Here is a 24,430-nt window from a genome sequence, read left to right as displayed (position 1 = left end):
CTGTGACGGTGGCCGAGCTGGTCGACGCCGGGCCGCTGGCGGGCGCCCGGATGTACGGGACGGGTGAGGGCCCGGTGCATCAGGTGCGGATCGTGGATGAGCTGTCGGTGTTCGCCTCGGTGGCGCCGCACACGGCGGTGGTGCTGATCGGCGCGGCGGCCGGCGGCGGGTGGGCGGTGGAGATGGCGATGCGCCGGGCGTGGGAGCAGGCGGCGGCGTGCGTGATCGCGCCGGCCGGTGGGTTGAGCGAGGGCTCGGGCGGGGCGCTGGCCGAGCGGCTCGGTGTGACGTTGATCTTCGTGGAGGAGGATCCGCTGATCACGGCGGTCCGGGTGGCGTCGGCGGCCTCGCGGCCCGAGGGCGCGCGCACACAGTTGGTGGCGCGCTGCGCGACGCGGCTGGTGGGTGCGGGTTCGTCTGCTCGGCGGGTGCTGGGGGTGCTCAACGCGGAGCTGCCCGGGGTGTCGGTGGCCTTTGTCGATCCGTACGGCAGGTTGCTGGCGGGGCGGCAGTCCGCGGGGGAGGGGCGGGTGCTGGCCTCGGTGGAGGTGGCCGACCTGGGCGGCGCGTTGCTGGGGCGGCTGGTGGCGGGCGGGCCTGCGCGGTCGCCCGGGTGGCCGTCCGTGGTGTCGGCGGTGCTGGGGTTGGCGGTGGCGCCGTTGACGGCGTGGGCGGCGGCCGAGCGGCTGGCCGCGTCGCGGGACTTCGCCCGTCAGGAGGCGGTGGCGCAGCGGCTGCTCGCGTCGGCGGCGGACTCCGAGGCGGGTCTCTCTACTGGGATGCGGGCGGTCGTGGAGCAGGAGGCGCTGCGGGAAGCGGTCTCGCTGGGCTGGACGGTCGAGGGGCCGGTGACCGGATTCGTGGTGCGGCCGGTGGATGCCGAGGACGTGCTGCAGGTTCAGGCGGTGCTCGGTGCCACGGTGGGTGAGGTCCCTGTGGTGCGGCGGCGCGAGGGGGTGGCCGGGTGGTCGGCGCTGGCCGCGGATGAGCTCGCCGTACGGCTGGAGAGGTGTGTGGCGACGTTGCCGTGGGTGGCGTCGGCGGGGGTGGGCACGGCGGCGGCCGGGCCGGCGGGTCTGGGGGAGTCGTTGCTCGGGGCGGAGGCGGGTGCGCTGGTGGCGGGGCCGGGTTCGGTGGCGCGGGCGGATCGGATGGGGCCTGCCGAGCTGCTGGCGGCGCTGCCTGCCGGGGTGCTGCGGGCGCCGGCCACGGTGGTGCTGCGGCCGTTGCTGGCGGCCGACAGGGACGGGACGTTGCTGGAGACTCTGGTGGCTTTCCTGGACGAGGGTGGGGCTCTGAAGGCGGCCGAGCGGCTGGGCGTGCATCGCAACACGGTCGCCACCCGCGTGGAGCGCATCAGGGCGATCGGTTACGACCTCGATGATCCGGCCACGCGCCTGGCCCTGCATCTGGCGGGGCGCGTCCTGCTGACCGCTAGCGGGTCCAGCCCTCGGCGGCGGTGACCGTACGGGCCTGCGGGTCTGGAGGTTGGACGGCGCGGTTCTGGTAGGGGGTGGACAGCACGATGTGGGTGTTATTCGTGATGCCGAGGCAGGAGGCGTGCCCGGGGAATCGGCCGATGGGTCGATGCGGTCGCCCTAACCCGCTCCCGCCTCCTCACCTAACACCCCACGACCCGCCTCACCCACGACCTGGCCTCACCCACGACCGGCTTACGGCGCCCCACGGCGTGCCCCCGGCGTTCGTCAGGGACAACAGAGGCTGACCGCCTGGCGGCCGATCCGTCCTCAGCCACCCACGGTCGTCATCCGGAGCCCCCGGCGGTCATCATGCAAAGTCGCCCCCGATATCTGGCTCCGGCCGCCTGGCGGCTCACCATGGCACGGGGGACATGAGCAAGCCCTTCTCCCCACGCAGGAGATTCCCGCGCAGGGAGAAGGGCGCCCCCGCTGTTGCCCCGTCCTGGGGAGCAGTCCGCCACCTCTCGGCGACGGGCCCCGCTTCTCCCCGCACCGTGCAGGTTCCTCAGATTGGGTCCCGCTTCTCCTCGCGCCGGGCAGGCTCGGGACGCTTTCCTTACGCCGTGCACGTGGCTCGGCGCAGGCCCCGTCTTTCCCCGTGCAGGGCACGCGGCTCAGGGGGCTCGCGTCTCTCTGTGCCGGGCACGTGGCTCGGCGTGGGGCCCGCTTCTCGCTGTGCCGGGCACGCGGCTTGGGCGGGCTCGCTTCTTCTCGTGTCGGGGCACGGTCGGGGATAGGGGTTTCCTGCGGCTGGGTGGGGCCACGGTGTCGTGGCGGCCGGCCGTACAGGTGGATCTGGGGGATGGGTCAGCGGCTGACGGCCTTCTGGTAGAGGCGGGTGGCCAGGGGGACGAAGATGACCAGGATGAGGGCCGTCCAGAGGAGAGAGGCGGCGACCGGGTGCTGCATCGGCCAGGCGCCGGAGACCGGCATCGCCGGGTTGGTGTTGCCGAACAGTTGCCGGGTCGCCAGGGTGACGGCCGAGACCGGGTTCCAGTCGGCGAAGGCCTTGAGCGGGCCGGGCAGGCGGGTGCTGTCGATGAAGGTGTTGGCGATGAACGACAGCGGGAACGACACCAGCGTCGCGATGTTGTTGAACACCTCCGGCGTGCGCAGCGCCAGCGCGACCGCGGCCGTCACCCACGAGAAGGCGTAGGCGAACAGCACCAGCACGACGAACCCGCCGACCGCCTCCAGCGGCGAGGTGTGCACCCGCCAGCCGACCAGCAGCCCGACCAGCGCCATCACCATGACACTGCTGAGGTTCATGAGCAGGTCGCCGGTGGTCTGGCCGACCAGGACGGCCGAGGGTGACATCGGCAGCGTGCGGAAGCGATCGATGATGCCCTTCTGCAGGTCGAGCGTGAGCGTGTAGCCGGTGAGTTGGCCGCTCAGCACGACGGTCTGCGCGAACACGCCGGGGATCATGAACTCGCGGTACGACATGCCAGGAATGTCGATCACGCTGCCGAACACGTAGGCGAACATGAGCACGAACACGATCGGCAGCAGCACGACCGCGCCCAGCATGTCGGGCGTGCGCCGGATCTTCAGCACGTTGCGCCGGGTGATCGTCAGCCCGTCGGCGACGGCCAACTGCAGGGAGTTCATCGGATCGGCTCCTTGTCGGCCTCGGTGGTGTGCCCGGTCAGGACGAGGAACACCTCATCCAGCGTCGGCCGGCGCAGCCCGGCGTCGACGACGGCGACGCGCTCGTAGCTGAGCCTGCCCAGCGCGTCGGTGAGCGAGGCCGCGCCCGCCGAGACGGGCACCGTCAGGCGGTGGGTCGCGGCGTCGATTCGCATCTCACCTGCCGCCAGCGGCGCCAGCACCTGCCGTGCGGTCTCCACATCGGACGGTACGGCGAGCGTCACCTCCACCCGGTCGCCGCCGATCATGCCCTTGAGCTCGTCGGCGGTGCCCAGCGCGATGACCATGCCGTGGTCGACGACGGCGATCCGGTCGGCCAGCCGGTCGGCCTCCTCCATGTACTGCGTGGTCAGCAGCAGCGTGCTGCCGCCCGCGACCAGCTCGGCGATGATGTCCCACAGCTCGATGCGGGCCCGCGGGTCCAGCCCGGTGGTCGGCTCGTCCAGGAACAGCACCGGCGGGGCGGCGACCAGGGCGCCGGCCAGGTCCAGGCGGCGGCGCATCCCGCCGGAGTATCCCTTGACCGGCCGGTCGCCGGCCTCGACCAGGTCGAAACGCTCGAGCAGTTCCCTGGCGCGGGCACGGGCGCGCTTGGCGCCCAGGTGGTAGAGGCGTCCCACCATCTCGAGGTTCTCGGCGCCGGTGAGGCTCTCCTCGACCGCCGCGTACTGCCCCGAGGCGCCGATGTGCGCCCGCAGCCGCGGCGCGTCGGCCACCACGTCGAAACCGGCCACGGTGGCGCGCCCGGCGTCGGGCTTGAGCAGCGTGGTCAGGATCCGGACGGTCGTCGTCTTTCCGGCGCCGTTGGGGCCGAGCAGCCCGAACACGGTGCCTTCCGGTACGACTAAGTCCAGCCCGTCGAGCGCGGTCACCTGGCCGTATTTCTTGACCAGTCCTTCGGCCACGATGGCGTCAGGCATGATCACTCTCCTTTCCTGTAAGGATCACAAGTGGTACGGCACAGCCGCCTGCCTTCCCGGAGGCGGATGCCGATGACGCCCGGCCTTGCCCAGGCGCCCTTGGTACGTGAGCGGTGGTTGCCCGCCCGGCGCCCCCCTCGGGGCCGGGTGCGGCGTATGGCTGTGGGTCACGGCCGCTCCACCTCGAGGTTGGGCGCGGCGCGTGAGTGCAGGTCACGGTGTTGAAGCGACCGTCCCCCCACGTTGGGTTCGGACGTCGGTCACGTGGTGCGTTGGTAGCGCAACCGCGCCTCTCGGCTCGGAGAGGAAGGTCGCAACGTGATGCTGCGTGAGGGCTAGTGGGACGCGGTTTCGGGCACCCCTTCCAGCTGGGGAACCTGGTGCTGGGACGACACTGCATCCCGGGTGATGTCGGGTCGATCACCGCTTCCGGCTGGAGAACCTGTGCTGGGACGCTGCATCCCAGGTGATGTCAGGTTGACCACCACTTCCGGCTGGGATGGAGGTCGCAACGTGATGCTGGGGCGACACTGCATCCCGGGTGATGGGAGGACGCGGTGTCGAGGGCGGCCCCTCCTCCTCGGGAAAGGACCGGTGCTACCTGGTGCTGAGACGCTTCTCCGGCAGAGGGTGCGGGACGCGCTGACTGGCTTTGGCAGCCCCTCCCTGCTCGGGGATGCTGGGACGCTGCTCCAGCGGGGACGCGGGGACGCGTTGTCTGGTTCGGCGGCCCCTCCCTGCTCGGCGCTATCTGGTGCTGGGACGTTGATCCGGCGGGGACGCGGAACGCGCTGACCGGCTTGCTCGCTCCCTAACGGGCGAGCCGGACGTGGTGCGCCAGCCGGAGGGTGTGTGCTGTTGTGACTCGTTCCCTTACGTGCCGAGCCGGATTCTGGGCCCGGTGGTGGGGCGCGGTGGGTTTGGCCGGGGCCGGGCGCGGTGGATGAGGGTTACGCGCCGAGCCGGACTTTGGGTTCGGCGGGGTCAGGCGCGGTGGATGACGATGTCGCCGTAGCTGGTGCGGGCGCGGACCTCGACCGTGTCGGAGAGGTCGCCGGGGCCCTCGGCCTCGTCGAGTGCGACCTGGACGTCGCCGTACTGGGAGCTGACGTCGAGCCAGGCGGCCGTGCCGCGGCGGACGCCCAGGTCCAGGTTGCCGTAGCCGGTTTCGAGCAGGACCGAGCCGCGCACGACCTCGCGGATGCGCACGTTGCCCGCGGCGGTCTTGGCACCGACGCCTGCCTGGGCGCTGTCGACGGTGATTTCGCCGTAGGCGGTGTTGAGGCGGGCGTCGCCGGTGATGCGGCCCAGCGTGATGTTGCCGTTGGCGGTCTTGACGACGGCGGTGCCCTCGATCTCGCGGATGTCGATCTCGCCGTTGGAGGTGGTGACGTCGGTGTGGCCGCCGCAGCGCGTCACGCTGATGTTGCCGTGGGAGGTTTTCAGCTGCAGCTTGCCCGTCTCCTGCAGCCAGATGTCGCCCATCGTGGAGGTCAGCCGGGCCTCGCCGAGCCTGCCGTCGCTGCGGAACTCGCCGGTGCCCGTGGCCTCCACGCGCGAGCCGCTGGGCAGCTCCACGTGCACCTCGATCGAGCCGCCCCAGCTCATCCAGGACGTCCACGACCAGGTCTTGTGCTGGGGGCCCTTGACCACGAGCCGGCCGGCGGCGAAGTCGATCCTGGTGTTCTCGGCGGCCTCCACGTCGGTCGAGTCCGTCGGATCGCTGGGGTGCACCTGCACGACCGTGTCGGCGCGATCGCTCGCGCTGACACGGACGTTGCCCGTGGCAAGCTCGATGACGGCGGTGATGGGTTCTGGGGTGTCGAAGGTTGGCATGGCTGTCCCCTGGTCATGGCTAGGTAGGCGTCCCGGCCCGCCGGGACACGCGATGGTGCTCTCGATATATGGCAGGCGTCCCAGGCACGTTCAGGGCTGCCTTCTCTGGCCGAGCGTCCCGCGCCCATGCGCCACGAGCCTGCCTTTCTGGCGGGCGTCCCGTGCTGGTGTGCTCGTGTGCGCGGAGGCCTGCCTTCTGGTACGGCGGGCGGTCAGCGCACCCAGCCGGTGTAGCGGCGGCCGATGTCGGAACTCTCGCGCCGGCTGGCACGACGGGAAGGGCCTCCCTGTTCGAGGGCGGCGGACACGGCGCGCACCAGCCAGGAGTTGACCGAGATGCCCTCGCGGGCGGCGGCCTCCTCGATGCGCGGCTTGAGATGGTCGGGCACGCGCAAGGTGATGCGCGAGGTGCCGCCCTCATCGGCGTCGACCGGCGGGGGCGGTGGAGGCGACGAGGACGTGGACGCCTCGTCGTAGGACGGCGTGGCTGGTGGGGGCGTGACCACGAAGTCGGGATCGCGGCCGCGCAGCCGTACGTCGACCGAGCCGGGGGCGAGCTCGCGGGTGATCTCCTCCGCGGCGGCCGACAATGCCTCGAGCAGCGCCAGCCTGGTGGCTGATTCCAGCGGCGAGACCAGGCGCTCGGCCAGCGCACGGGCCTCCTCGCCCCCGGCCGCGGCAGCGCCCGCGAGCTCGCGCCTGAGGCTGTCGACATACGGCGTCAAATCCATGACACCACTATGACGCCATCGTGGCGTCAACACAAGTTCTACTGACGTCATTCCTCGCGACGCGCCGACGGGGGAGAGGGTAGCGTTCACGGCATCCGCCGCGGGCGGGCCGTCGCGATGCGCAGGGTGTCGGCCGCGAGGGGGTGCTCAGCAGGGACTCGCTGAGGGCGGAAGCCACCCACCGATACGCAAGGTGCCGACCAGACCGGCCCCGGCCCGCGTGCGCCGGCCGGCCTCGATGAGCGCACGGTCAGGACTTGTAGGCGCTAGGCGATCTTGGGGGCGGCGCGCATGCTGAACAGCATGTACGGCGTGCCGTCGGGCAGCGTGGCGAAGACCACCGGCCAGAATTCCTCCCCGAAGGGGATGCCCGAGGCGGCGAACACCGTGCTGGTCGACGACTGCGACACCGGCACCAGGTCGGCCTCCAGCGGCGGGGAGAAGTGCTTCATGCCGTCGACGAACTCGTAGCGCATGTGCCCGGCGCCGTCCGCGTCCTGGCTGATGGTCGTGACGACCCCTTCCCGCCGGTAGGTCCCCACCAGCGGCGCCAGGTCCAGCTCGGGCGGGTTCGCCGGCGGGGCGAAGGGCGGCGGCATGCGTACCCCGGCCAGTTCGTCCAGCAGCTCCCGGAACAGGTCGGCGTACAGGTGGCTGACCGCGCCGCCGTTGGCCAGCAGGGCGACTGCCACGCCCGCGTGCGGGATCACGCGCAGGTAGGAGTGCTGGGAGAGCGCGCTGCCGTCGTGGCCGAAGCCGAGGACCCCGTTCCAGTCGTGCAGGGTCCAGCCCAGGCCCCAGCCGTCGGCCGAGAAGGTCCACTTGTCCAGGCTGTCCACCTGGCGGCGTTGCATGGCGGCGACGGCGTCGGCGGGCACCACGCGGGTGCCGTCGGGGGCGAGCCCGCCGTCCAGGTGCATCCTGGCGAAGCGGACGACGTCCCCGGCCGAGACGATGACCCTGCCGTACGGGCCCGCCGAGCGCGGCATCACGTCCCAAACCGGGGCCGGTTCCGGGTCCCGGCCGGGCTCGCCCAGGTGGCCCATGGCCGCGCGGAACCGCAGCGCCTCCTCCGGCAGCGTCATCGAGTGCCGCAGCCCAAGCGGCCCGAACAGCCGGTCCTTCAGCGCCTGGTCCCAGGTCTGGCCGGTCAACACCTCCACGAGGCGGCCCAGCACCACGTAACCGGAGCTGCCGTAGGACAGCGTCATGCCCGGCGGGCAGTCCAGGGGCACGTTCCGGGCGGCCTGGACGTATGCGGCCAGGCAGTCGTCTCCCCGTCCTGCGTCGTAGGTGAAGTCGTTGGTCATGCCGCCGGTGTGCGACAGCAGCTGCCGGATGGTGATCGTCCTGGTGGCTTCCGGGTCCGGGGTGCCGAACTCGGGCAGCACGCTCACCACCGGCGCGTCCAGGTCCAGCTCGCCGGAGCCGACCAGTTGCATCACGAGCGTGGCGGTGTAGGCCTTGGCCAGGGAGCCGGCCAGGAACACCGAGTCGGTCGTGGCCGTCACGCCCGTGCCGCGGTGCAGCACGCCGCCGGCCAGTTCGTGGATCGTGCCGCCTGTCAGCACCGCCAGGGCGGCTCCGGGCACGTGGTGGGCGGCGCGGAGCTCGTCGAGCCTGGACTGCCACCGGTCGGCGTCGAAATGGGGCGATGCCATGGAAACCTCCGTACAGTGTGCGTCTTCCGAACACTGTATGGATAGCTGAACAGTGTTAGCAACCCGTACACTGTGCGAGAAAGAGGCGCGAGACGAGGAGGCCGCATGCCCGGCGACGAGGAACCGTTCGCATCGGTGTGGACACGCCCGCGGCCGCAGCGGCGGGAGCAGCCGGCGCTGAGCCGCGCGCACATCGTCTCCGCGGCGATGGAGCTGCTGGATGCCGAGGGCATCGACGCCCTGAGCATGCGCAAGCTCGGCACTCGGCTCAATGTCGCGGCCGCCTCGATGTACACGCACGTGGCCAGCAAGGAGGAACTGCTCGAGCTGGTCGTGGACGAGGTCCACGGCGAGGTCGAGGTGCCCGCCACGGGCGCGGGGTGGCGGGCGGCCATCACCCGGTGCGCCCACAGCGTGCGCTCGGCGCTCCTGCGCCATCCCTGGATCGTGTCCATGCTCGGTGAGACCGGGGTGGCCTACCTGGGACCGAACGTGTTGCGGATGTCGGAGGCCATGCTCGCCGTGTTCGAGGAGGGCGGCTTCTCCCTGGAGGCGGCCGACCAGGCGCTGAACACGGTCATGGCCTACGTCATCGGCAGGTCGACCAGCGAGGCCGCGTGGCTGACGAAGCTGGCCCGCAGCGGCCAGGACGAGCAGGAATGGGCCGCCCGCCTGTGGCCCGCCGCCGAACAGGCCGTGCGGGCCTACCCGCGGCTCAGCAGGCTGTACGCGGCGCAGCGCGGCCAGCACCTGCGCGACGCCCGCGACCGGGAGTTCGACCAGGGGCTCGAATGCGTCCTCGACGGCCTGGTGGCGCGACTGAAGCCGGCGCCGACCGGCGAACGGCAGGACCTGCGCGGGAGCTAGGTGGCGTGGGTGACTTCGAGGACGAGGACTGCGTAGGGGGCGCTGGGGTCGCCTATCCGCCGAAGTGCCTCATAACGTCACGCACGTCTCATCTGACTTGACAAGCACCGAACGCTTGGTGATCTCGCGGCGTGACCCCGCTTGACCTTGACACAGTGACAAGGCCTTCACTGTGCCAAGGAGGTGGTACCGATGACCATGCCGAAACAGGACACGGATACGATTCGAGCTTTCCAGGGGCTGGAGGACAGCAGCTCGTCAGTGCGGCTGCGGGCAGCCCTAGCGGTCGGCACGACCCCTGACCCGCGGTTCATCGACAAGCTCATCGAACGATGCGCGATCGAGCCCGAATTCCATGTGCGCGACATGCTGACGTGGGCACTCACCCGCCACTCGGCATCACTGACGATCCCAGAGCTTCTCAATGAAGTCCGCTCGGAGCGTGCGCAGGCACGAAGCCAGGCGTTGCACACGCTGTCCAAGATCGGGGATCGGCAGGCGTGGCCGGCGATCACACGGGCGCTTCTGTCCGACGCCGACGATGAGGTGGCGCGGAGCGCTTGGCGGGCAGCGGTCGTGCTCGTGCCCGAAGGTGAAGAGCCCGAGTTGGCCGCGGCGTTGTCGACACAGCTCGGGCGCGGCGAACGCGAGATGCAGCTGAGCCTCAGCCGGGCGCTTGTCGCGCTCGGTGAGGTGATTGAGCCCACGCTGCGCGCTGCGATGATGGATCTCGACCCTCGCGTGCGCGCGCACGCGATCGCCACGGAACGGCTGTTGCGGGACCCGGATGCCGGGTTCGGGTTCGCGATCGAGGAGGCGAAGCGCGTCGTAGCCCTCGGGAGCACCAGCCAGGAGGGGTGATAGGCAGTGTTGATCGGTGATGTGGCACGACGGTCCGGGGTCAGCGCCCGCATGCTCAGGCATTACGACTCGCTCGGCCTGGTGCGGCCGACGGGTCGTACCGACGCCGGCTATCGAGAGTACTCCAGCGAGGACATACGGCGGATCTTCCATATCGAGAGCCTGCGATCATTGGGGCTGTCGCTGCGTGAAGTCAGGCGCGCGCTCGATGATCCCGGCTTTACGCCCTCAGAGCTCGTCGAGGACCTCATCCGCCAGACGCGAGAACGCATTGCAAGTGAGACGGAGTTGCTCACGCGACTCCGTCGGATCGGTGCCGCAGAACCCGCCGGCTGGGAGAACGTCCTCCAGATCGTTGCACTCCTCCAGGCGTTGGGGTCAAAGAGCGCTGGGAAGCGCCAGCGCGCGGCCTTGTCCTCGGTTGAAGAGGTTCCGGTACCAGTGGAAGCACTGGTCGAGGCAGCGCTGAGCGAGACGGACCCGAACGTCGCCGGAGCCCTTCGATGGGCTTTGGCGCAATCGGGCGATGGCGGATTGGCGCTGCTGGCGGAGGGACTCGGCTCACCCGTAGCCGAGGTGCGGAAGCGTGCCGTCCAGTCCATCGCTGAGATCCCGAACGGTGAGGCGACCGCAGTGCTGCAGGACGCCCTCGCGAACCCCGACATCGTGGTCCGCAGGTATGCAGCTCTGGCGCTCGGGGTACGTGGAGTGGCCGATGCGGTCCCGACGCTTATCGATATGGTCGTCGAGGGGACGAATGACGTCGATGCAGCCGATGCGTTGAGCGCGCTGGCGAGTCGTCCCGCGTTGGCGGATCAGATCGCTGACAGGCTCGTTAATTGCCTTGCCCATGGCACCGTTGAAGCGTCTGCACGTCGACGGTTGACGCAGGCGCTCGCGGACATCCCGGGAATCACAGCGTCACGTGCCCTCGCAGAGCTGTCGCATGACGAAGACCGTGCCGTTGCGCTTACTGCGGCATACATTCTCGGGATACGCAACGCACGATAAGCGCCGGCATTCAGCGCAGTGTTTCCGGTGTGAGCTCGGCTGTCTCAGCGTGCTGTCGGGTGGTCGGCTCCCAGCGCCCGTCTTACGGCGGCGCCGAGGGCGCTGAGGGTGTCGGGGGCGGCGTCGGGAGCGCGCCAGGCGATCACATGGTCGGGACGGACCAGCAGGGCGCCGTGGTCGCCGATGCCGCAGGCGTCGGCGGGCCGTGTCGCTGCCGAGGCGATCTGGCCGGGCAGGAGCGTTGCGTCGAGGAAGGTGCCGTGCGGATCCAGCCGGCGTGCGGCTTGTACCCAGGGGCGTCCTTCGGGTCCGGCAAGAAGCAGGTAGCGGCCGTCGCGGACCAGGTCGAGCGTGGAGCCGGGCCCGTCCTGGCCGCCGAGGGGCAGGTGCGGCAACCGGGTGCCGGGCTCGCCACGCCAGCGGTCCGGCTCCCCGGCCACCGGTAGATCGGCGGCTGCCGGGTCGTCACCGGGCATGGGGTAGCGGTAGCCGATGGCCACCGCCGCCTCACTGAGCAGCGGACGGTCCTCGATCGGGACCCGGGCGCGGTCGCGGGCGCGCACCAGCGCCTGCTCCACGGTGATCCGGCCCACCGCGCGGCGCTCGGGCCCGTAGTCCTCCAGTAGCCGCGGGTCGGCGTGGCCGCGCCGTACCGAGACCAGTTTGGTGGTGAGGTTCCAGGCGTCCTGGATGCCGGTGTTGGCGCCGAAGCCGCCGGTCGGCGGGGTGACGTGCACCGCGTCGCCGAGCAGGAAGACCCGGCCGACGCGGTAGGAGTCAGCCACCCAGCCGCCCATCTGCCAGGGGCGGCGTCCGGTGAGCGTGAAATGAGATGGAGGCAGCCCGAGCGCGCGTGAGACGATCCCGCGGCACCGCTGGACATCGAACGTCGCCGGATCGTCGAGTGCGGGATCGTAGGTCACCGACACCGTCCCGTGGTCCTGTGCGGTGTTCCAGGACAGGTGCGCGTGCTCGGGCGGGCCGGTGAAGGCCAGGGCGAGCCGGCGGCCGTCGAGCATCTTGCGGATGTCGGCTTCGAAGCCGATCTCCATGACGTGCGCGATGACCTCGGTGCCGCTGCGGCCGATGCCCAGGCTCTCGCGGACAGCGCTGCCGTTTCCGTCCGCGGCCAGCAGATAGTCGGCCGCGACGGTGTACGTGCTGCCGTCGGCGCCGCGTATCCGCGCCACGACGTGTTCGTCGTGGCGGCGCAGTTCGACCAGACGGTGGCCGAATCGCAGGTCGGCGCCGGCGGCGTGGGCGTGCGCGCGGACGACCTTCTCCAGGTCGGCCTGTTTGACGAAGGCGCTGGGGCAAGGCGAGACACTGCTGAAGTCCTCCGCGGCCGGCAGCCGCCAGCGCCGCAACTCCGGGCCGGCAAGCGAGGCGACCACCGCGGCGTGGTCGGCAGGCGGGAGGCGGTGCTGGACGGCATAGACATCCTGGTCGGCCCCAACAGAGCGGTATGCCTCCATGGTGCGTGGATAGAACAGCTTGGCGCGCAGCCTGGTCGAGACCGCCGCGTGCTTTTCGACCAGGACGGGGGTGACGCCGCGGGCGGCGAGGAAGAGCGCGGCCGAAGCCCCCACGATGCTGCCGCCCACGATCAGAACGGGAACGCGTTCGGGCGGCGGATCGGCAGCGGCCGTGGCGGCCTCAGGGGCGGGATCGGACATGAGGACCTCCAGCAAACGAATCAGAACAGGTCTGTTCCATTATTACTGCATCGAAGAACCAAACGAAACAGCCCTGTATCGTTACTGGCGTGAACGAGGAACTCCCGGGCCGTCGCGGCGGGCGGCAGCGCGACCCTGCCACCGACGCGGCCATCATCGACGCGGTCCTCGACATGGTCGCCGCCGGCGCCACCCTCAGCGGCCTGTCACTGGTGACCATCGCCAAGCAGGCCGGAGTCTCACGCAACAGCGTCTACCGGCGCTGGAAGACCAAGGACGAGCTCTACCTCGACGTGCTGGAGACGATCAACAAATCGCGGCCCTCGCCGACCGGCGCCGGCACTCGCGACGACCTGGCCGTCCTCCTGCGGGCCCTGGCCGAGCGCGTCGTCGACAAACGGGCCAGCAGCATGCTGCGAGCCCTCAACGCCGAGGCTGTGACCTTCCCCCAGTTGCACAGGCGCTACTTCGAGCAGATCGTCGCCCCCCGCCGGGAAGCCATGAACCAGGTCCTGCGACGCGGCGTGGAACGAGGAGAGATTCGCCCAGACATCGACCCCGACTTGATCTCCGAGCTCCTCGTCTCGCCCCTCCTCGCCCGTATGGCATCGAGCAACACGGGCCAACTCGACCCGGAACGGGCCAGCCGGCAGATCATCGACCTGGTCCTCGACGGTGCGGCGGCCACACCGAGCTGACGGAGAAAAGCGGGGCGGGACACCGCGGACTGCAAGAGCGAGGAGCTGCGCACACCGGAAGTGCGGCTGACCAAGTTGAGTGAGTCCATCGCAGCGAAGAAGAGCGCCGCTGGTTTGACCTTGACGCTGCGTCAACTTCTAGCATCGGGGCCATGTCGATCACTGTTCTTGAAACCTACTCCGCCATGAAGCGGATCCTGCTGGCCCCGGTCGCGGACCGCGTTGACCTGCTGCGTTCGATGCTGGAGCCCACCAGGGGCATGTACCGCTACTACCCCGGCGAGGTCGACCTGGTGGCCATGCACCTCCAAGCGTCCGGGTTCCCCATCGACCGCGACGAGGAGCGTTGCCTCGACGCGCTCGAAACCCTGGCGGCGGCCGGAGCCTGGGAGCGGATGCAACGCGCCCTCGACGACGCTCTCACCGTACTGCTGGAGGCGACGCCGGGGCTGGAGGCCCCGGACATCACCGTGCTGCTCGTGCTCGGCGATCCAGGTGACGAGCACTTCATGGGTCCCTGCCAAGGAGTGACCGGGTTCGGCGGCATCTCGGGCCACATCGTGATCACGCTCTGGCCCTTCCCCGAGAACGTGGAGCGGCTGGAGGCCACCGCCGTGCACGAACTCAACCACAACCTGCGGTTCGGCCCGGGCGGGGTTGTGTGGGACCCGATGACCGTCACGGTCGGCGATCAGATCGTCTCCGAGGGCCTGGCCGACGCCTTCGCCCGGCAGCTCTACGGTGACGAGCTCGGCCCCACCCGCATCGGAGTGCCGCACCTGCACGACGACGAGATCTTCGGCAAGGTACTCACCGGGGTCGACGTGACAGGCATGCAGAACTTCACCGCCTGGGTGCACGGCGACCCCAGCGCCGAGCGCTTCGGCCTCACCCCGGTGGGACTGCCGATGGGCGCCGGGTACGCCGCGGGCAACCGGCTGGTCGACACCTACCTGGCGGCGAGCGGGCAGACGGCGGCGCAGGCCCTGCACGCCGAAAGCTCGGAGATCATCGCAACCACGCTCCGCCGCGGGTAACACTGGAACGATGGAGTGGACGATCCAGGAACTCGCGACAAGGGCCGGCATCACCAGCCGCACCCTGCGTCACTACGACCGCTTCGGGCTCCTGGCTCCGTCCCGGGTCGGCGAGAACGGCTACCGCTACTACAACCCCGCCGCGGTCGCCCGGCTACAGCGGATCCTGCTCATGCGCCAGCTCGGCATGGGCTTGCCGGCCATCGCCAAGGTCCTGGCCGACGAGGTGGACACGTGTGACGGGCTCCGTACCCACATCGCCGCACTGGAAGAGGAACGGGACCGCATCGAACAGCAGATCAGGTCTGTGCGTCACACGCTCGAGGCCCTGCAGGCGGGGGCGGAACCGCGGATGGACGTCATGTTGGCGGGGTTCAACGACCGCTACAAGGACGAGGTGATCTCACGCTGGGGCGAGCGCGCGTTCCAAGTGAGCAACGACTGGTGGCACGGCAAGACCATTGACCAGCAGCAGGCCTGGAAGCAGGACACCGAGGACCTCGTCGCCGCATGGGTCACCGCAGCGAAGGCCGGGGTTTCTCCGACATCGGAACACGCTCAGTCACTGGCTGCCCGGCACGTCCAGTGGCTGAGCCAGATCCCGGGTACCCCCACGGCCGACGGCGACCGGGATCGCTCGATCGAGATGGTGGAAGGCCTGGGGGACATGTACGTCGACGACCCCCGCTTCGCCGGCATGTACGACGACGCCGCGGGGGCGACGTTCGTCCGCGACGCACTGCGAGCGTACGCGCGGACCCGGATGTAGCTCGTGTGGCCCATGTGCCCAGCCCGGGTCAGCTCGGTGCGCTGGCGGAAGGACCCGGCGGGGCCGGTGAAGATGCCTAGATGCAGGCGTTGGAGTTCGTCGCGTAGCTTATTCGTGGGATGAACGACCGCGGGCCCCGCAGAGGTCGGCGGCGATACTGAATAGTCGGACGCGTTCTGATTGCCGATGCTGTTGATCGTCTTGGTGATCGAGTGCGCGATGGTAGATCTGCCGCATGACGCGGTCGTCGGCGTCGGCCGAACCGAGCATGAGGCGGCAGAACAGTCGCAACTGTGCGTGAAGCTCCTCGTTGTGCTGGGTGATGTTTTCTCGTTCGGACATGCCGTTGGCCATGTCAGAGCCCGAACAGTGGAAACAGCCCTGAGCCGTGGAACGCGACGATCCGGCAGACACCCTCGGTTGTGAGTGTCAGTACGTGCAGCGCATGTGGGTGGTGTGCGCCGTCGCGGCCGCGGGCGTACACGGCGAAGGCGGGTTGTCCGTTGGCGGAGGTGGGGACCAGTGCGGCCGGTCCGATCACTCGCATCTGTTCGGCCAGGAAGGCGAGGATGGTGTCGCGGCCTTCGAACCAGGTCACGATCGGCGGCATTTCCCATCTGGCGTCCTCGGTCAATACCGCGACGAGTTGATCGACGTCCGCGGTTTCGAAGGCGGTGACGTATCGGTCGAGCAGGGCCCGCTGTCGTGGCTCGGCGGGTTCGGTCAGGTCGTCTTGGCTGAGCGGAACCTGGGCACGGGCGCGCTGGAGCGCGCTGTTGACGGCCGCTGTCGTCATCTCCAGCAGTTGCGCCACCTCGGCGGTACGCCATTGCAGCACGTCGCGAAGAATCAGCACGGCTCGCTGTCGCGGCGGCAGCTGCTGAAGCGCTCCCACCAGCGCGAGCCGCAAAGTCTGTCGTTCCACCACGACCGTCGCCGGATCGGCCGGTGCGGTGCTGAACAGGAAGTCGGGTATCGGCTGGAGCCACGGCACCTCCCGAGCTTGTGCGCCGAGCGCCGCATCCAGGTCTGTCTGGGGGGCGCCGAGATCCGCGGGCAGAGGCCTGCGTCTACTCTTTTCCAGCGCCTTGAAACACGCCCGGGTCGCGATACGGTACAGCCAGGTACGCAGCGACGACCGTCCCTCGAACGCGTCGTAGGCACGCCAGGCGTCGAGGTAGACGTCTTGCACCACCTCTTCGGCCTCGTCGACCGAGCCGAGCATGCGGTAGCAGTAGGCGAGCAGCTCACGCCGGAACGGTTCGCTCAGCCTTCCGAAATCCTTGTCGCCGGCCTTGGCTTCAGTCATGGTGTGCATGATCCACCGATCCTGTGGTGGCGGGGTGCGCGGCTCGCCCGGTCGCACCGTATTCGTCGTGTCGCTTCAGCCACGAATATCGCGGCACCTGGGGGTATCCGTCGGGGGAGTCCTCCCAGTCCTCTTGGCGTCCGAGTGCGGTGAAGTCGAGGGAACCCAACGTTGCTCCCATCGGCTCGTGCTCGCGATCGTTGATGAAGTACGTGCGGTAGACGTCGTCGCCGTCACGGATGAATGCATTGGTGCCGTACCACTCGGCCACGTCGAAGTCGGCGTCGAAGCTGTCGGTGATCGTGTACCAGGGCCCGGCCCAGCCCATGCGCGCCTTCATCCGTTCGATGTCGGGTTGCGGTGCGCGTGAGGCGAATGCGAGCGTGGTGTCGCGGGCGTGGAGATGCGCGAGATGGGCGACCTGGTCGGCCATCAGCGAGCAGCCGACGCAGGCGTGGTCGGGCCAGCCGTCCACGCCTGGCTCGAAGAAGGCGCGGTAGAGCAGCAGTTGACGACGGCCCTCGAAGAGGTCGAGCAGCCGGGCGACGCCGTTCGGACCGTCGAAGGCGTATTCCTGGTCCACCTTCAGCCACGGCATCAGCCTTCGCTGAGCGGCCAACGCGTCCCGGGCGCGGGTCAGCTCCTGCTCCTTCGCCAACAGGCGCAGGCGGGCGGCCTCCCATTCCGCCGGCGTGACGACCTGGGCCCGGTAGGTGTTGTTCATCGTGATGTCCCTTGCGAAGGAATTCGGATCAGTGGACGGCGATGTCAGCCATGTCGATGGCGACGAAGACGATCTGGTCGTCGCCCATTGGGGCGTAGGCCCGTCGCGTGGCGGGGATGACGATGCCGTCGACGTCGCGGTAGTCGGCGGCGTAAAGCTGCGACTCGACCGTCCGGCCGACGATGTCGATGGTGAAGTCGTGGCGGCGCAGCAACCCGTCCGGGCCGAAGCAGAACACCTGCGTGCGGGTGTGGCTCTTGATGTGGTCGGGGAAGGTCACTTTCAGCCGCCGCCATGTTTCACCGTCGGCCTCAATCGGGGCGATCTCCTCGCAGGCGAACCCCGGCCAGGTGAACAGGAACGGCGTATTCAGGTACGTCCACAGTGCTTCCCCGGCGAAGTACGCGAGATGCAGGTCGTCCCACGGCGTCCCGAACTCGTGGTCGTCGAACGACCGTTCCGGGTCGTCGCGTGCCTCGACCACCGTGCCGATCGGTCGTTGCAGGACGACCCGGTCGGGTTCGAAGACCGACCGTCGGTCCTGGCCGACGAAGTCCATGGTCAGCCGTTCCCGCGTGGTGTCCACCTCGAAGCGGACCTTCGTCAGCGCGTCGCCTTGTCCCTTGATCTGCCAGAAGGCCCCGGTGATGGCGGCGTCGACAGCGATCGTGTGGATCTGGTTCCACCGGTCCATGCCACCGTGCGCGGCGACGGCGCTCGCGAGTAGATCGTTCATTGCTCTTGCTCCTCTGTAGGGATGCCCCGGCCGCCGGAACGGCGGTCGGGGCGAGTCGGGTCAGTCGACGATGATTCCGCCGGTCAGATTGGCGACGGTGCCGGTCATCGCGGATGCCCGGTCGGAGGCGAGGAACACCGCCGCTTCCGTGAGTTCGGCCAGCGTGGTCGGGCGCTTGCGGTGGCTCATACCACTCGCTAACGCAATCAACTGCTCCTTGGTGGTCCCCAGCGCGTCGGCCTGCAGCCCGTACACGACGTCGATGACCGGTGTCTCCACCATGCCCGTGGTGCGTAGGCAGATCGCGCGAACACCGTGCTGGGCCCATTCGGCCGACAGTGCGCGGTTGAGACCTTCCATCGCCGCCCAGCCGACGCTCATGCCGCCCACCAGGGGCAGCGGCATGCGGGCCGGTTCGGGTGTGTGCATCATGATCACCCCCGACCGCCGAGCGATCATGTGCCGTGCGGCGGATTTCGCGGTGATGAAATGAGCCTGGGCATACGCGGTGATCGGGCGCAGGAAATTCTCGACCGGCAGTTCGGTGAGCGGTATTCCCTGCAATCCCACGGGCGAGATTCCGATCGCGTTGAACGACACGTCGATGCTGCCGGCGTCGGCGACGACCGCGTCCAGGTGCTCGGCCACGGATTTCTCGTCCCCGGCGTCCACCACGGCCGTCTCGACCGCTCCACCCGCAGCGGAGATCTCCTTCGCGACCGTGTCGATGACGTCGAGATTTCGCCCGGTCAGGAACACCCTGGCACCTTCGTGAGCGAAACCGCGGGCCACCGCACTACCGACCGCGCCGCCCGCGCCGTAGACGACGACATTCTTGTTCTCCAGCAACATGACCTTCTCTTTCTGGTTGTTCACGCCATCGCGTGAAGTCCGTGGCCGGTGAGCTGGTACTCCCGGTGCTCGTCCTGGTTGTCGGTGTCCTGGCAAAGCCGCGCGATCTCGGCGCCGACGATGGCCGGCGTGAGAAGCGGTTGCAGTGCCGCCGCGAATGTGTCGGTGTCGATTCCCTGCCGCTGGGCGTATGCGGCGACCCCGGCGGCGCCGAGTTCGGTGGCAGGCGTCAGTTGCGGCAGCACGGTGGCGAAGCCGATGCCGAGCTGGGCGCGGCGGGATTCATCGGCGGCGTATCCGGCGAGAAATCGGATCATCGCCTTTGCGCCCGAGTATCCGCCGCTGAGCGGTGAGCCGCGCAGGGCTGCCCCGCTGGATATCGCCACCACCAGGCTGCCTGGCGTCAGCGGGTGGCGCAGTGCCGCGCGGATCCAATGGAAAGCGTGTTGGGTGTCGACCTGCCAGTTGCGGCTGAACGATTCCCAGGACTGTTCGTGTACCGGGCCGATGGCGGGTGTCGCGCCCGCGTTGAGCACGAGCAACGTCGGTTGGTGTTGCTCGATCAGGGTGCGGGCGGTCACCGCGTCGGTCGCGTCGGCGACAACCGGGACGAACGCCGCACCCAATCGTCGGTGCACGTCCGCCAATGCGTCGGCGGTGCGCGCAACGCCGACGACCTGGTGACCTTGGTCGATCAGCGCGGCGGCGATCGCCGATCCGAAGCCGCGGCCCGCTCCGGTGACCACCGCCGTGGTCTGTGACTGGCGCGATGAGCTCATGCCTATACAGAGGCGAGCTCACCGCGAAAGTCATCGCTGCGGCTCGGTTCGGGTTGCCGACACGGATTCGTCGAGGCGCCGTCGACCGCATGACTGGCTTCGGCGCGGCGGGCGAGCCGGTCAGGCGGGGGCCTGGTCAGGCTTCTTCGGGCGACTCGGGCCAGCCGGATTCGAGGAGGTCGAAGATGGCGTTCAGCGCGGCCAGGGGGTCGGATTCCGTGCCCGCGAGTTCGGGGATCTCCAGGACGTAGCGGGCGAGAGCGCGGACGGTCATGTCGGAGGGGTCGCGGCCGCTCTCGGCGGCGATCGCCTCGGCCAGCGCTCCCTCGCCGGCTATCCAGAGCTTGCGTGAGTACTCCCGAAGGGCGGGCGTGCTGACGATCAGGTCGCGCTTGCGCCGCAGTTCGGGCGGGAGATCGTCGGTGAAGGGTCCCCGGGCTGCCAAGCAGCGGCGCAGCGCTTCCAGCACCGACTGGCCGGAGGGCCGGTCGCGGACGGCGGCGACCAGCCAGACGCGTCGTTCGGCGCCGTCGTCGAAGATCAGCGCTTCCTTGCCGTCCGGCACGTGCGCGAACAGGGTGGCGATGGAGACGTCCGCCTCGTCGGCGATCTGAGCGACGGTGACACCGTCGTACCCGTGCTCGCAGAACAGCCGCAACGCAGCTCCCGACAACGCCTGGCGGGTCTGTGCCTTCTTGCGCTCGCGGCGCCCCATCGTCGTCGCCATGTTCTCATCGTACCGATCCAGAACTCTTCTGAATCTATAGTGGTTATAGTTTCAGAGTCAGTTCAGTTTCGTTCCGATGGAGAGATGTCCATGACAATGTCCGCGACGGTCGGCGCGTCCAGCCGGCGCATGTGGGCGATCTTGGGGTTGGTGCTGCTCGCCGACGCCCTCGACATGATCGACGCCACGGTCACCAACATCGCCGCGCCCACGATCACCGCCGAACTGCACGGCGGCGAGGGCCTGATCAAGTGGCTCGGGTCGGCCTACATGCTCGCCATGGGCATCCTGCTCGTGGTCGGCGGGCGGCTGGGCGACAAGTACGGCCAGCGCAGGCTGTTCCTCATCGGCATGAGCGGCTTCACGATCGCCTCGGCCGTGGCGGGACTCGCACCCAACCCCACTCTGCTGATCCTGGCTCGCGCCGCGCAGGGCGCGTTCGGCGCGCTCCTGATCCCGCAAGGCATGGCGATCATGACCAAGACGTTCTCGCGTGACATGCTCACCAAGGCCTTCGGAATGTTCGGCCCCCTCCTCGGCATCGCCTCGGTCGGCGGTCCGATCCTGGCCGGGTTCGTCATCGACGCCGACATCGCCGGGCTGTCGTGGCGCCCGATCTTCCTGGTCAACGTGGTGCTCGGCGGCCTCGGCCTGGTCCTGGCCGTCCGGCTGCTGCCGCACGACGACGGCGACGCGTCCACCGGCGTGGACGGGGTGGGCTCAGGGCTGCTCGCCGCTGCCATGTTCGGCCTGCTCCTGGGGCTTGTCGAGGGGTCCAGCAACGGCTGGAGCGCCGTCCCGATCCTCTCGATCGCCGCCGGCCTGGTGTTCCTGGCGGCCTTCGCCCGCCGTCAGGCCACGGCAGCCGACCCGCTGCTCAAGCCGTCCCTGCTGCGCAACCGCGGTTTCAGCTCCGGACTGCTCGTCGGACTGATCGTCTTCGCCGCCACCACCGGGCTGGTCTACGTCCTCTCCCTGTTCATGCAGCAAGGACTGCACGCCTCGGCAAGGGACACCGCCCTGGGTCTCCTGCCGATGACCGTCGGCATCATCGTGGCCGCCGGAGCGTGCATGGCACTGATCAAGAAGCTGGGCCGCACCCTCATCTTCCTCGGCCTGGCCATCATCCTGATCGGTTGCGGCTGGCTGCTCGTCCTGGTCGCAGCCTCCGGCACGGACCTGGACCTGTGGGCCCTCGCACCAGCCGTCTTCCTCACCGGCCTGGGCATGGGCGCCTGCTACGGCACCATCTTCGACATCGCGATCGGCGACATCGATCCCGACGAGGCCGGCAGCGCCAGCGGATCCCTGTCAGCGATCCAGCAACTCGCGGCCGGCATCGGCTCGGCCGCCGTCACCTCGGTCTTCTTCCAGTCAACCGCCTCCGGCCTCGGCCACGCCATGACGACCAGCCTCATCGTCGTCGCAGCCCTCACCGCCAGCACCGTCCCGGCCGTGATCCTGATGCCCAGACGAGCACCGGAAGAACTCCAGCACTGACGCAGCCACGACCGACCACCAACGTAAGGAGCCGGACCATGTCCTCCCTCCACAACCCCGCCCCCTGGGACGTACGACGCCTGCCGCGCGCCGAGGGCAAGAACTTCCTCGTCACCGGCGGTAATGCGGGCATCGGATACTTCGTCGCCGAACAACTCGCCGGCACCGGCGCCACCGTCATCCTCGCCAGCCGTGACAGCGCCAAAGCCGAAGCCGCCCAGGTCTCGATCCGCACCCGCGTCCCCGGCGCGCACGTCCGTCACATCCGCCTGGACCTCGCCGACCTCTCCTCGCTCAAAGCCTCCGCCGACGCCCTGAGACTGGAAAGACTGGACGCGGTCGTCTGCAACGCCGGAGTCCTGCTCGACCAGCCACCACGGCGCGAGACCAGGGACGGCAACGAGCTGATGTTCGCCACCAATCATCTGGGACACTTCGCGCTGATCTCGTGGCTCGCACCCCTGCTGACGGCCACACCCGCGAGCCGCATCGTCACCACCGGCAGCTTCACGGCAAAGTCCGAAAGCCTGGACCTCGACGATCTCCAGAGCATGCGCGACTACCGGCCGAAGCGCACCTACGCACGATCCAAACTCGCACAGATGCTCTTCGGCTTCGAACTCGACCGCCGCCTGCGCGCCGCCGGCAGCACGATGCTGAGCGTGATCACCCACCCCGGCGGCGCACTCGACTCCCTCACCCCCTCACGCCCGCCGGTCCACCTCCGAACCACCGGCGAACGACTGCGCGGCCTGCCCACCGGCCTCCTCTTGCAGAGCAAGGAGGCCGCCGCCTGGCCCGCCGTCCGGGCCGTCCTCGACCCGTCCGTGTGCGGCGGCCAGCTTTGGGGACCCCGGGTATTCGGGATCCGCGGCCTGCCCACCCTCGAACCCATCCAAGGTCACCTGGCCGACACCGTACTCGCGGCGCGCCTGTGGACCGCCACCGCCAGCCTGACCGGCCGCGATCCAAGCTCGAACCTCAGGTGAGCCGACGGTCGATCTCGATCGTCCATGACGCCACAGTGACCGTAGATCGTCGTAGGCGAGCGGCATCGTCGTTGGACATTCCGCCAGTCCGGAACCCTTATCCACCTCAGTGCGGAACACCACGTCACCGCAGGTCAGGGGCAGGTCGGTGGATTCTGCTCCATTGCTACTGGGCCCTGGAGGGGTAGCAGATCGCGGCCGCGCATGGCAACCACGGCGGCCGCCCCAAAGTGATCGACGAGGACATGCTCACCTTCGCTCTGGCACTGCGCACCAAGGGCGTCCCGATCCCCGAGATCGCCGCCAAGCTGACCATCACCACGGAAAGAACGCGGGCAAGCGCCCTTCGGTCGCCTCGGTGTACCGCGCCCTGGCTGAAGCCGACGCCGCGGCCGTGCAGGTGGTGATGATGGCGCTGGCCGCGCTGTGGGGCCCCGGTGGTGAAAAGCCGACAACGAGGCCGGCGGGGGTATCGGGGAGTCAGCTCAGCGGGCCGGCCTGGAGGCGGCGGTCGAGGCGCTGGTCAAGGCGGTGCGGATGCAGGCTGCCGGGGTGGGGTCGGTCCGGCAGGTGGTGGAGCGGGCCGGCGGCGCCGCCGCGCAACTGGCCGACATCGAGGAGGTCACGGCCTACCAGCACGACAACCACGAGCTGCTCATCCAGCAGTTCTTCAAGGCCGACCGCTCCACCATGCTCGCCCTGAGCGCCGTGCTGAGGTTCAAGGCGACCTCGGCCGACCGCAGCGTGTTGGACGCGCTGGAGCACGCCCTCACCTACTGGGGCAAGACCCGCGACTTCATCCCCGCTCGCGGCGCCGATGGCCGCCGGTTGGATCTGGGGTTCGCCTCGGCCAACTGGCTGCGCGCGATCCGGGATCACAAGCATCCGGGCATGCTGGTCAAACGGTACTTCGAGGCGATGGTGTTCGCCTACCTGGCCGAGGAGTTACGCACCTGCGACATCGCGGTGGCCGGGGCCGCCGAGTACGGAGACTGGCGTGCGCACCTGCTGAGCTTCGATCAGTGCCGGTCCCTGCTGGCGGCCTACTGCGCCGAGGCGGGCCTGCCGGCGAGCGCGGCCGAGTTCGTAGCCGAGTTGAAGGAGCGCCACGCCAGGCCACCGAGCACCTGGACGCCGGCTACGCCGACAACGAGGACCTGAGTTTCGCCAAAGACGGCACCCTGACGCTCAAGCGGCTGGCCGGGGTCGGCACCAGTGCGGCCGCGGTCAAGCTGGGGGCGGAGATCAAGGCGCGGATGCCCGAGCGCACATATTAGCCGGTTCGGCGTATACGCCACCGACGTGCTGCGGATGCGCCCCGACGCCTTCGACCCGGACCTGCCTGAGATCGACTTCACCACCCTGGCCGAGGCGACATAGACCACCATACGGGGAGCCTGGGCGCTGGGCGGTCCTCCGGGGATGCAGCCAGTTCGGCCGCCCGCAGCTGATGCAGGTCGGGGATGTGGTTGTAGAGAGTGCCGACCGACACGCCCAGCAGTTTGGCAATCGAGGTGACCGACCGTCCGGGGTCGGGCAGCAGATCACGGGCGGCGCGGATGAGGTCAGGGGTGGCCACGGTGGGCCGCCCGCCGGTGCGGGCGCGGGCGCGGGCG

23 protein-coding genes are annotated in these 24,430 nt (G+C 69.4%); 10 read left to right on the top strand and 13 right to left on the bottom strand.

The genetic code is table 11. The annotated features are described in order from the left end of the window. The first annotated feature begins 2 nt into the window (after window positions 1-2). A complete protein-coding gene (locus tag ACIBHX_RS14580) occupies window positions 3-1,463 on the top strand; it encodes a PucR family transcriptional regulator (protein WP_397067543.1) in 1,461 nt (486 codons plus the stop codon). An 825-nt stretch (window positions 1,464-2,288) separates the two neighbouring features. Here the strand turns inward: ACIBHX_RS14580 and ACIBHX_RS14575 are convergent. From ACIBHX_RS14575 to ACIBHX_RS14555, 5 genes are all read right to left on the bottom strand, one after another. Then, window positions 2,289-3,092, bottom strand: coding sequence for an ABC transporter permease (locus ACIBHX_RS14575; RefSeq protein WP_397067542.1), 804 nt, complete (start codon window positions 3,090-3,092; stop codon window positions 2,289-2,291). After that, entirely contained in the window at window positions 3,089-4,051 is a 963-nt protein-coding gene (locus ACIBHX_RS14570) for an ATP-binding cassette domain-containing protein (RefSeq protein ID WP_397067541.1), read from the bottom strand. The genes ACIBHX_RS14575 and ACIBHX_RS14570 overlap by 4 nt, the downstream gene beginning before the upstream one ends. Before the next feature lie 984 nt (window positions 4,052-5,035). Next, on the bottom strand, window positions 5,036-5,887 hold the full coding sequence (locus tag ACIBHX_RS14565; protein ID WP_397067540.1) for a DUF4097 family beta strand repeat-containing protein: 852 nt from the start codon (window positions 5,885-5,887) through the stop codon (window positions 5,036-5,038). A 212-nt stretch (window positions 5,888-6,099) separates the two neighbouring features. Then, entirely contained in the window at window positions 6,100-6,618 is a 519-nt protein-coding gene (locus ACIBHX_RS14560) for a toxin-antitoxin system HicB family antitoxin (RefSeq protein ID WP_397067539.1), read from the bottom strand. Between the two features lie 266 nt (window positions 6,619-6,884). Then, complete coding sequence (locus tag ACIBHX_RS14555; protein WP_397067538.1) at window positions 6,885-8,279, bottom strand: serine hydrolase domain-containing protein; 1,395 nt, start codon at window positions 8,277-8,279, stop codon at window positions 6,885-6,887. A gap of 105 nt (window positions 8,280-8,384) precedes the next feature. Here ACIBHX_RS14555 and ACIBHX_RS14550 point away from each other — a divergent pair, with 105 nt between their 5' ends. The 3 genes from ACIBHX_RS14550 to ACIBHX_RS14540 all read left to right on the top strand — a co-directional run bounded on the left by ACIBHX_RS14550 (window position 8,385) and on the right by ACIBHX_RS14540 (window position 11,018). Beyond that, window positions 8,385-9,146: a TetR/AcrR family transcriptional regulator gene (locus ACIBHX_RS14550; RefSeq protein ID WP_397067537.1), complete on the top strand. Its 762-nt coding sequence runs from the start codon at window positions 8,385-8,387 to the stop codon at window positions 9,144-9,146. Window positions 9,147-9,338: 192 nt separating this feature from the next. Then, window positions 9,339-10,007, top strand: coding sequence for a HEAT repeat domain-containing protein (locus tag ACIBHX_RS14545; protein ID WP_397067536.1), 669 nt, complete (start codon window positions 9,339-9,341; stop codon window positions 10,005-10,007). 6 nt (window positions 10,008-10,013) lie between these two features. Next, window positions 10,014-11,018: a MerR family transcriptional regulator gene (locus tag ACIBHX_RS14540; protein WP_397067535.1), complete on the top strand. Its 1,005-nt coding sequence runs from the start codon at window positions 10,014-10,016 to the stop codon at window positions 11,016-11,018. Between the two features lie 44 nt (window positions 11,019-11,062). On the opposite strand, the gene ACIBHX_RS14535 is transcribed toward ACIBHX_RS14540, so the two are convergent. Next, window positions 11,063-12,694 carry an FAD-dependent monooxygenase gene (locus ACIBHX_RS14535; protein ID WP_397067534.1) on the bottom strand — a complete coding sequence of 544 codons (1,632 nt, stop codon included), beginning with the start codon at window positions 12,692-12,694 and terminating at the stop codon, window positions 11,063-11,065. Window positions 12,695-12,783: 89 nt separating this feature from the next. Between ACIBHX_RS14535 and ACIBHX_RS14530 the strand changes: the two genes are divergently transcribed. The 3 genes from ACIBHX_RS14530 to ACIBHX_RS14520 all read left to right on the top strand — a co-directional run bounded on the left by ACIBHX_RS14530 (window position 12,784) and on the right by ACIBHX_RS14520 (window position 15,198). Further along, window positions 12,784-13,392, top strand: coding sequence for a TetR/AcrR family transcriptional regulator (locus ACIBHX_RS14530; protein WP_397067533.1), 609 nt, complete (start codon window positions 12,784-12,786; stop codon window positions 13,390-13,392). A 152-nt stretch (window positions 13,393-13,544) separates the two neighbouring features. Continuing rightward, a complete protein-coding gene (locus ACIBHX_RS14525; RefSeq protein ID WP_397067532.1) occupies window positions 13,545-14,429 on the top strand; it encodes a DUF2268 domain-containing protein in 885 nt (294 codons plus the stop codon). A 10-nt stretch (window positions 14,430-14,439) separates the two neighbouring features. Continuing rightward, entirely contained in the window at window positions 14,440-15,198 is a 759-nt protein-coding gene (locus ACIBHX_RS14520; protein ID WP_397067531.1) for a MerR family transcriptional regulator, read from the top strand. A 108-nt stretch (window positions 15,199-15,306) separates the two neighbouring features. On the opposite strand, the gene ACIBHX_RS14515 is transcribed toward ACIBHX_RS14520, so the two are convergent. The 7 genes from ACIBHX_RS14515 to ACIBHX_RS14485 form a co-directional block, all read right to left on the bottom strand. Continuing rightward, on the bottom strand, window positions 15,307-15,552 hold the full coding sequence (locus ACIBHX_RS14515; protein ID WP_397067530.1) for a hypothetical protein: 246 nt from the start codon (window positions 15,550-15,552) through the stop codon (window positions 15,307-15,309). Between the two features lies 1 nt (window position 15,553). Continuing rightward, window positions 15,554-16,507: a sigma-70 family RNA polymerase sigma factor gene (locus ACIBHX_RS14510; protein WP_397067529.1), complete on the bottom strand. Its 954-nt coding sequence runs from the start codon at window positions 16,505-16,507 to the stop codon at window positions 15,554-15,556. Continuing rightward, window positions 16,500-17,231, bottom strand: a complete 732-nt coding sequence (locus tag ACIBHX_RS14505; protein WP_397067528.1) for a DUF899 domain-containing protein — start codon at window positions 17,229-17,231, stop codon at window positions 16,500-16,502. The genes ACIBHX_RS14510 and ACIBHX_RS14505 overlap by 8 nt, the downstream gene beginning before the upstream one ends. A gap of 28 nt (window positions 17,232-17,259) precedes the next feature. Beyond that, window positions 17,260-17,967, bottom strand: a complete 708-nt coding sequence (locus ACIBHX_RS14500; protein WP_397067527.1) for a hypothetical protein — start codon at window positions 17,965-17,967, stop codon at window positions 17,260-17,262. A gap of 60 nt (window positions 17,968-18,027) precedes the next feature. Next, on the bottom strand, window positions 18,028-18,843 hold the full coding sequence (locus tag ACIBHX_RS14495; protein WP_397067526.1) for an SDR family NAD(P)-dependent oxidoreductase: 816 nt from the start codon (window positions 18,841-18,843) through the stop codon (window positions 18,028-18,030). Next, the gene (locus tag ACIBHX_RS14490; RefSeq protein WP_397067525.1) at window positions 18,840-19,598 is read right to left on the bottom strand and encodes an SDR family oxidoreductase; all 759 of its coding nucleotides are present in this window, start codon (window positions 19,596-19,598) and stop codon (window positions 18,840-18,842) included. The genes ACIBHX_RS14495 and ACIBHX_RS14490 overlap by 4 nt, the downstream gene beginning before the upstream one ends. A gap of 136 nt (window positions 19,599-19,734) precedes the next feature. After that, a complete protein-coding gene (locus ACIBHX_RS14485) occupies window positions 19,735-20,325 on the bottom strand; it encodes a TetR/AcrR family transcriptional regulator (protein WP_397067524.1) in 591 nt (196 codons plus the stop codon). A 90-nt stretch (window positions 20,326-20,415) separates the two neighbouring features. Here ACIBHX_RS14485 and ACIBHX_RS14480 point away from each other — a divergent pair, with 90 nt between their 5' ends. The 3 genes from ACIBHX_RS14480 to ACIBHX_RS14470 all read left to right on the top strand — a co-directional run bounded on the left by ACIBHX_RS14480 (window position 20,416) and on the right by ACIBHX_RS14470 (window position 23,975). Next, window positions 20,416-21,825, top strand: coding sequence for an MFS transporter (locus tag ACIBHX_RS14480; protein WP_397067523.1), 1,410 nt, complete (start codon window positions 20,416-20,418; stop codon window positions 21,823-21,825). Window positions 21,826-21,863: 38 nt separating this feature from the next. Then, a complete protein-coding gene (locus ACIBHX_RS14475; protein ID WP_397067522.1) occupies window positions 21,864-22,814 on the top strand; it encodes an SDR family NAD(P)-dependent oxidoreductase in 951 nt (316 codons plus the stop codon). Window positions 22,815-23,351: 537 nt separating this feature from the next. After that, window positions 23,352-23,975 (top strand): hypothetical protein, encoded by a 624-nt coding sequence (locus ACIBHX_RS14470; protein WP_397067521.1) that lies wholly within the window; start codon window positions 23,352-23,354, stop codon window positions 23,973-23,975. Window positions 23,976-24,430 lie beyond the last annotated feature (455 nt).

Origin of the sequence: Nonomuraea sp. NPDC050536 (assembly GCF_044457685.1) — a bacterium.
In the GTDB taxonomy this organism is placed as follows: domain Bacteria; phylum Actinomycetota; class Actinomycetes; order Streptosporangiales; family Streptosporangiaceae; genus Nonomuraea.
This window is presented reverse-complemented; position numbering and strand designations above follow the sequence as displayed.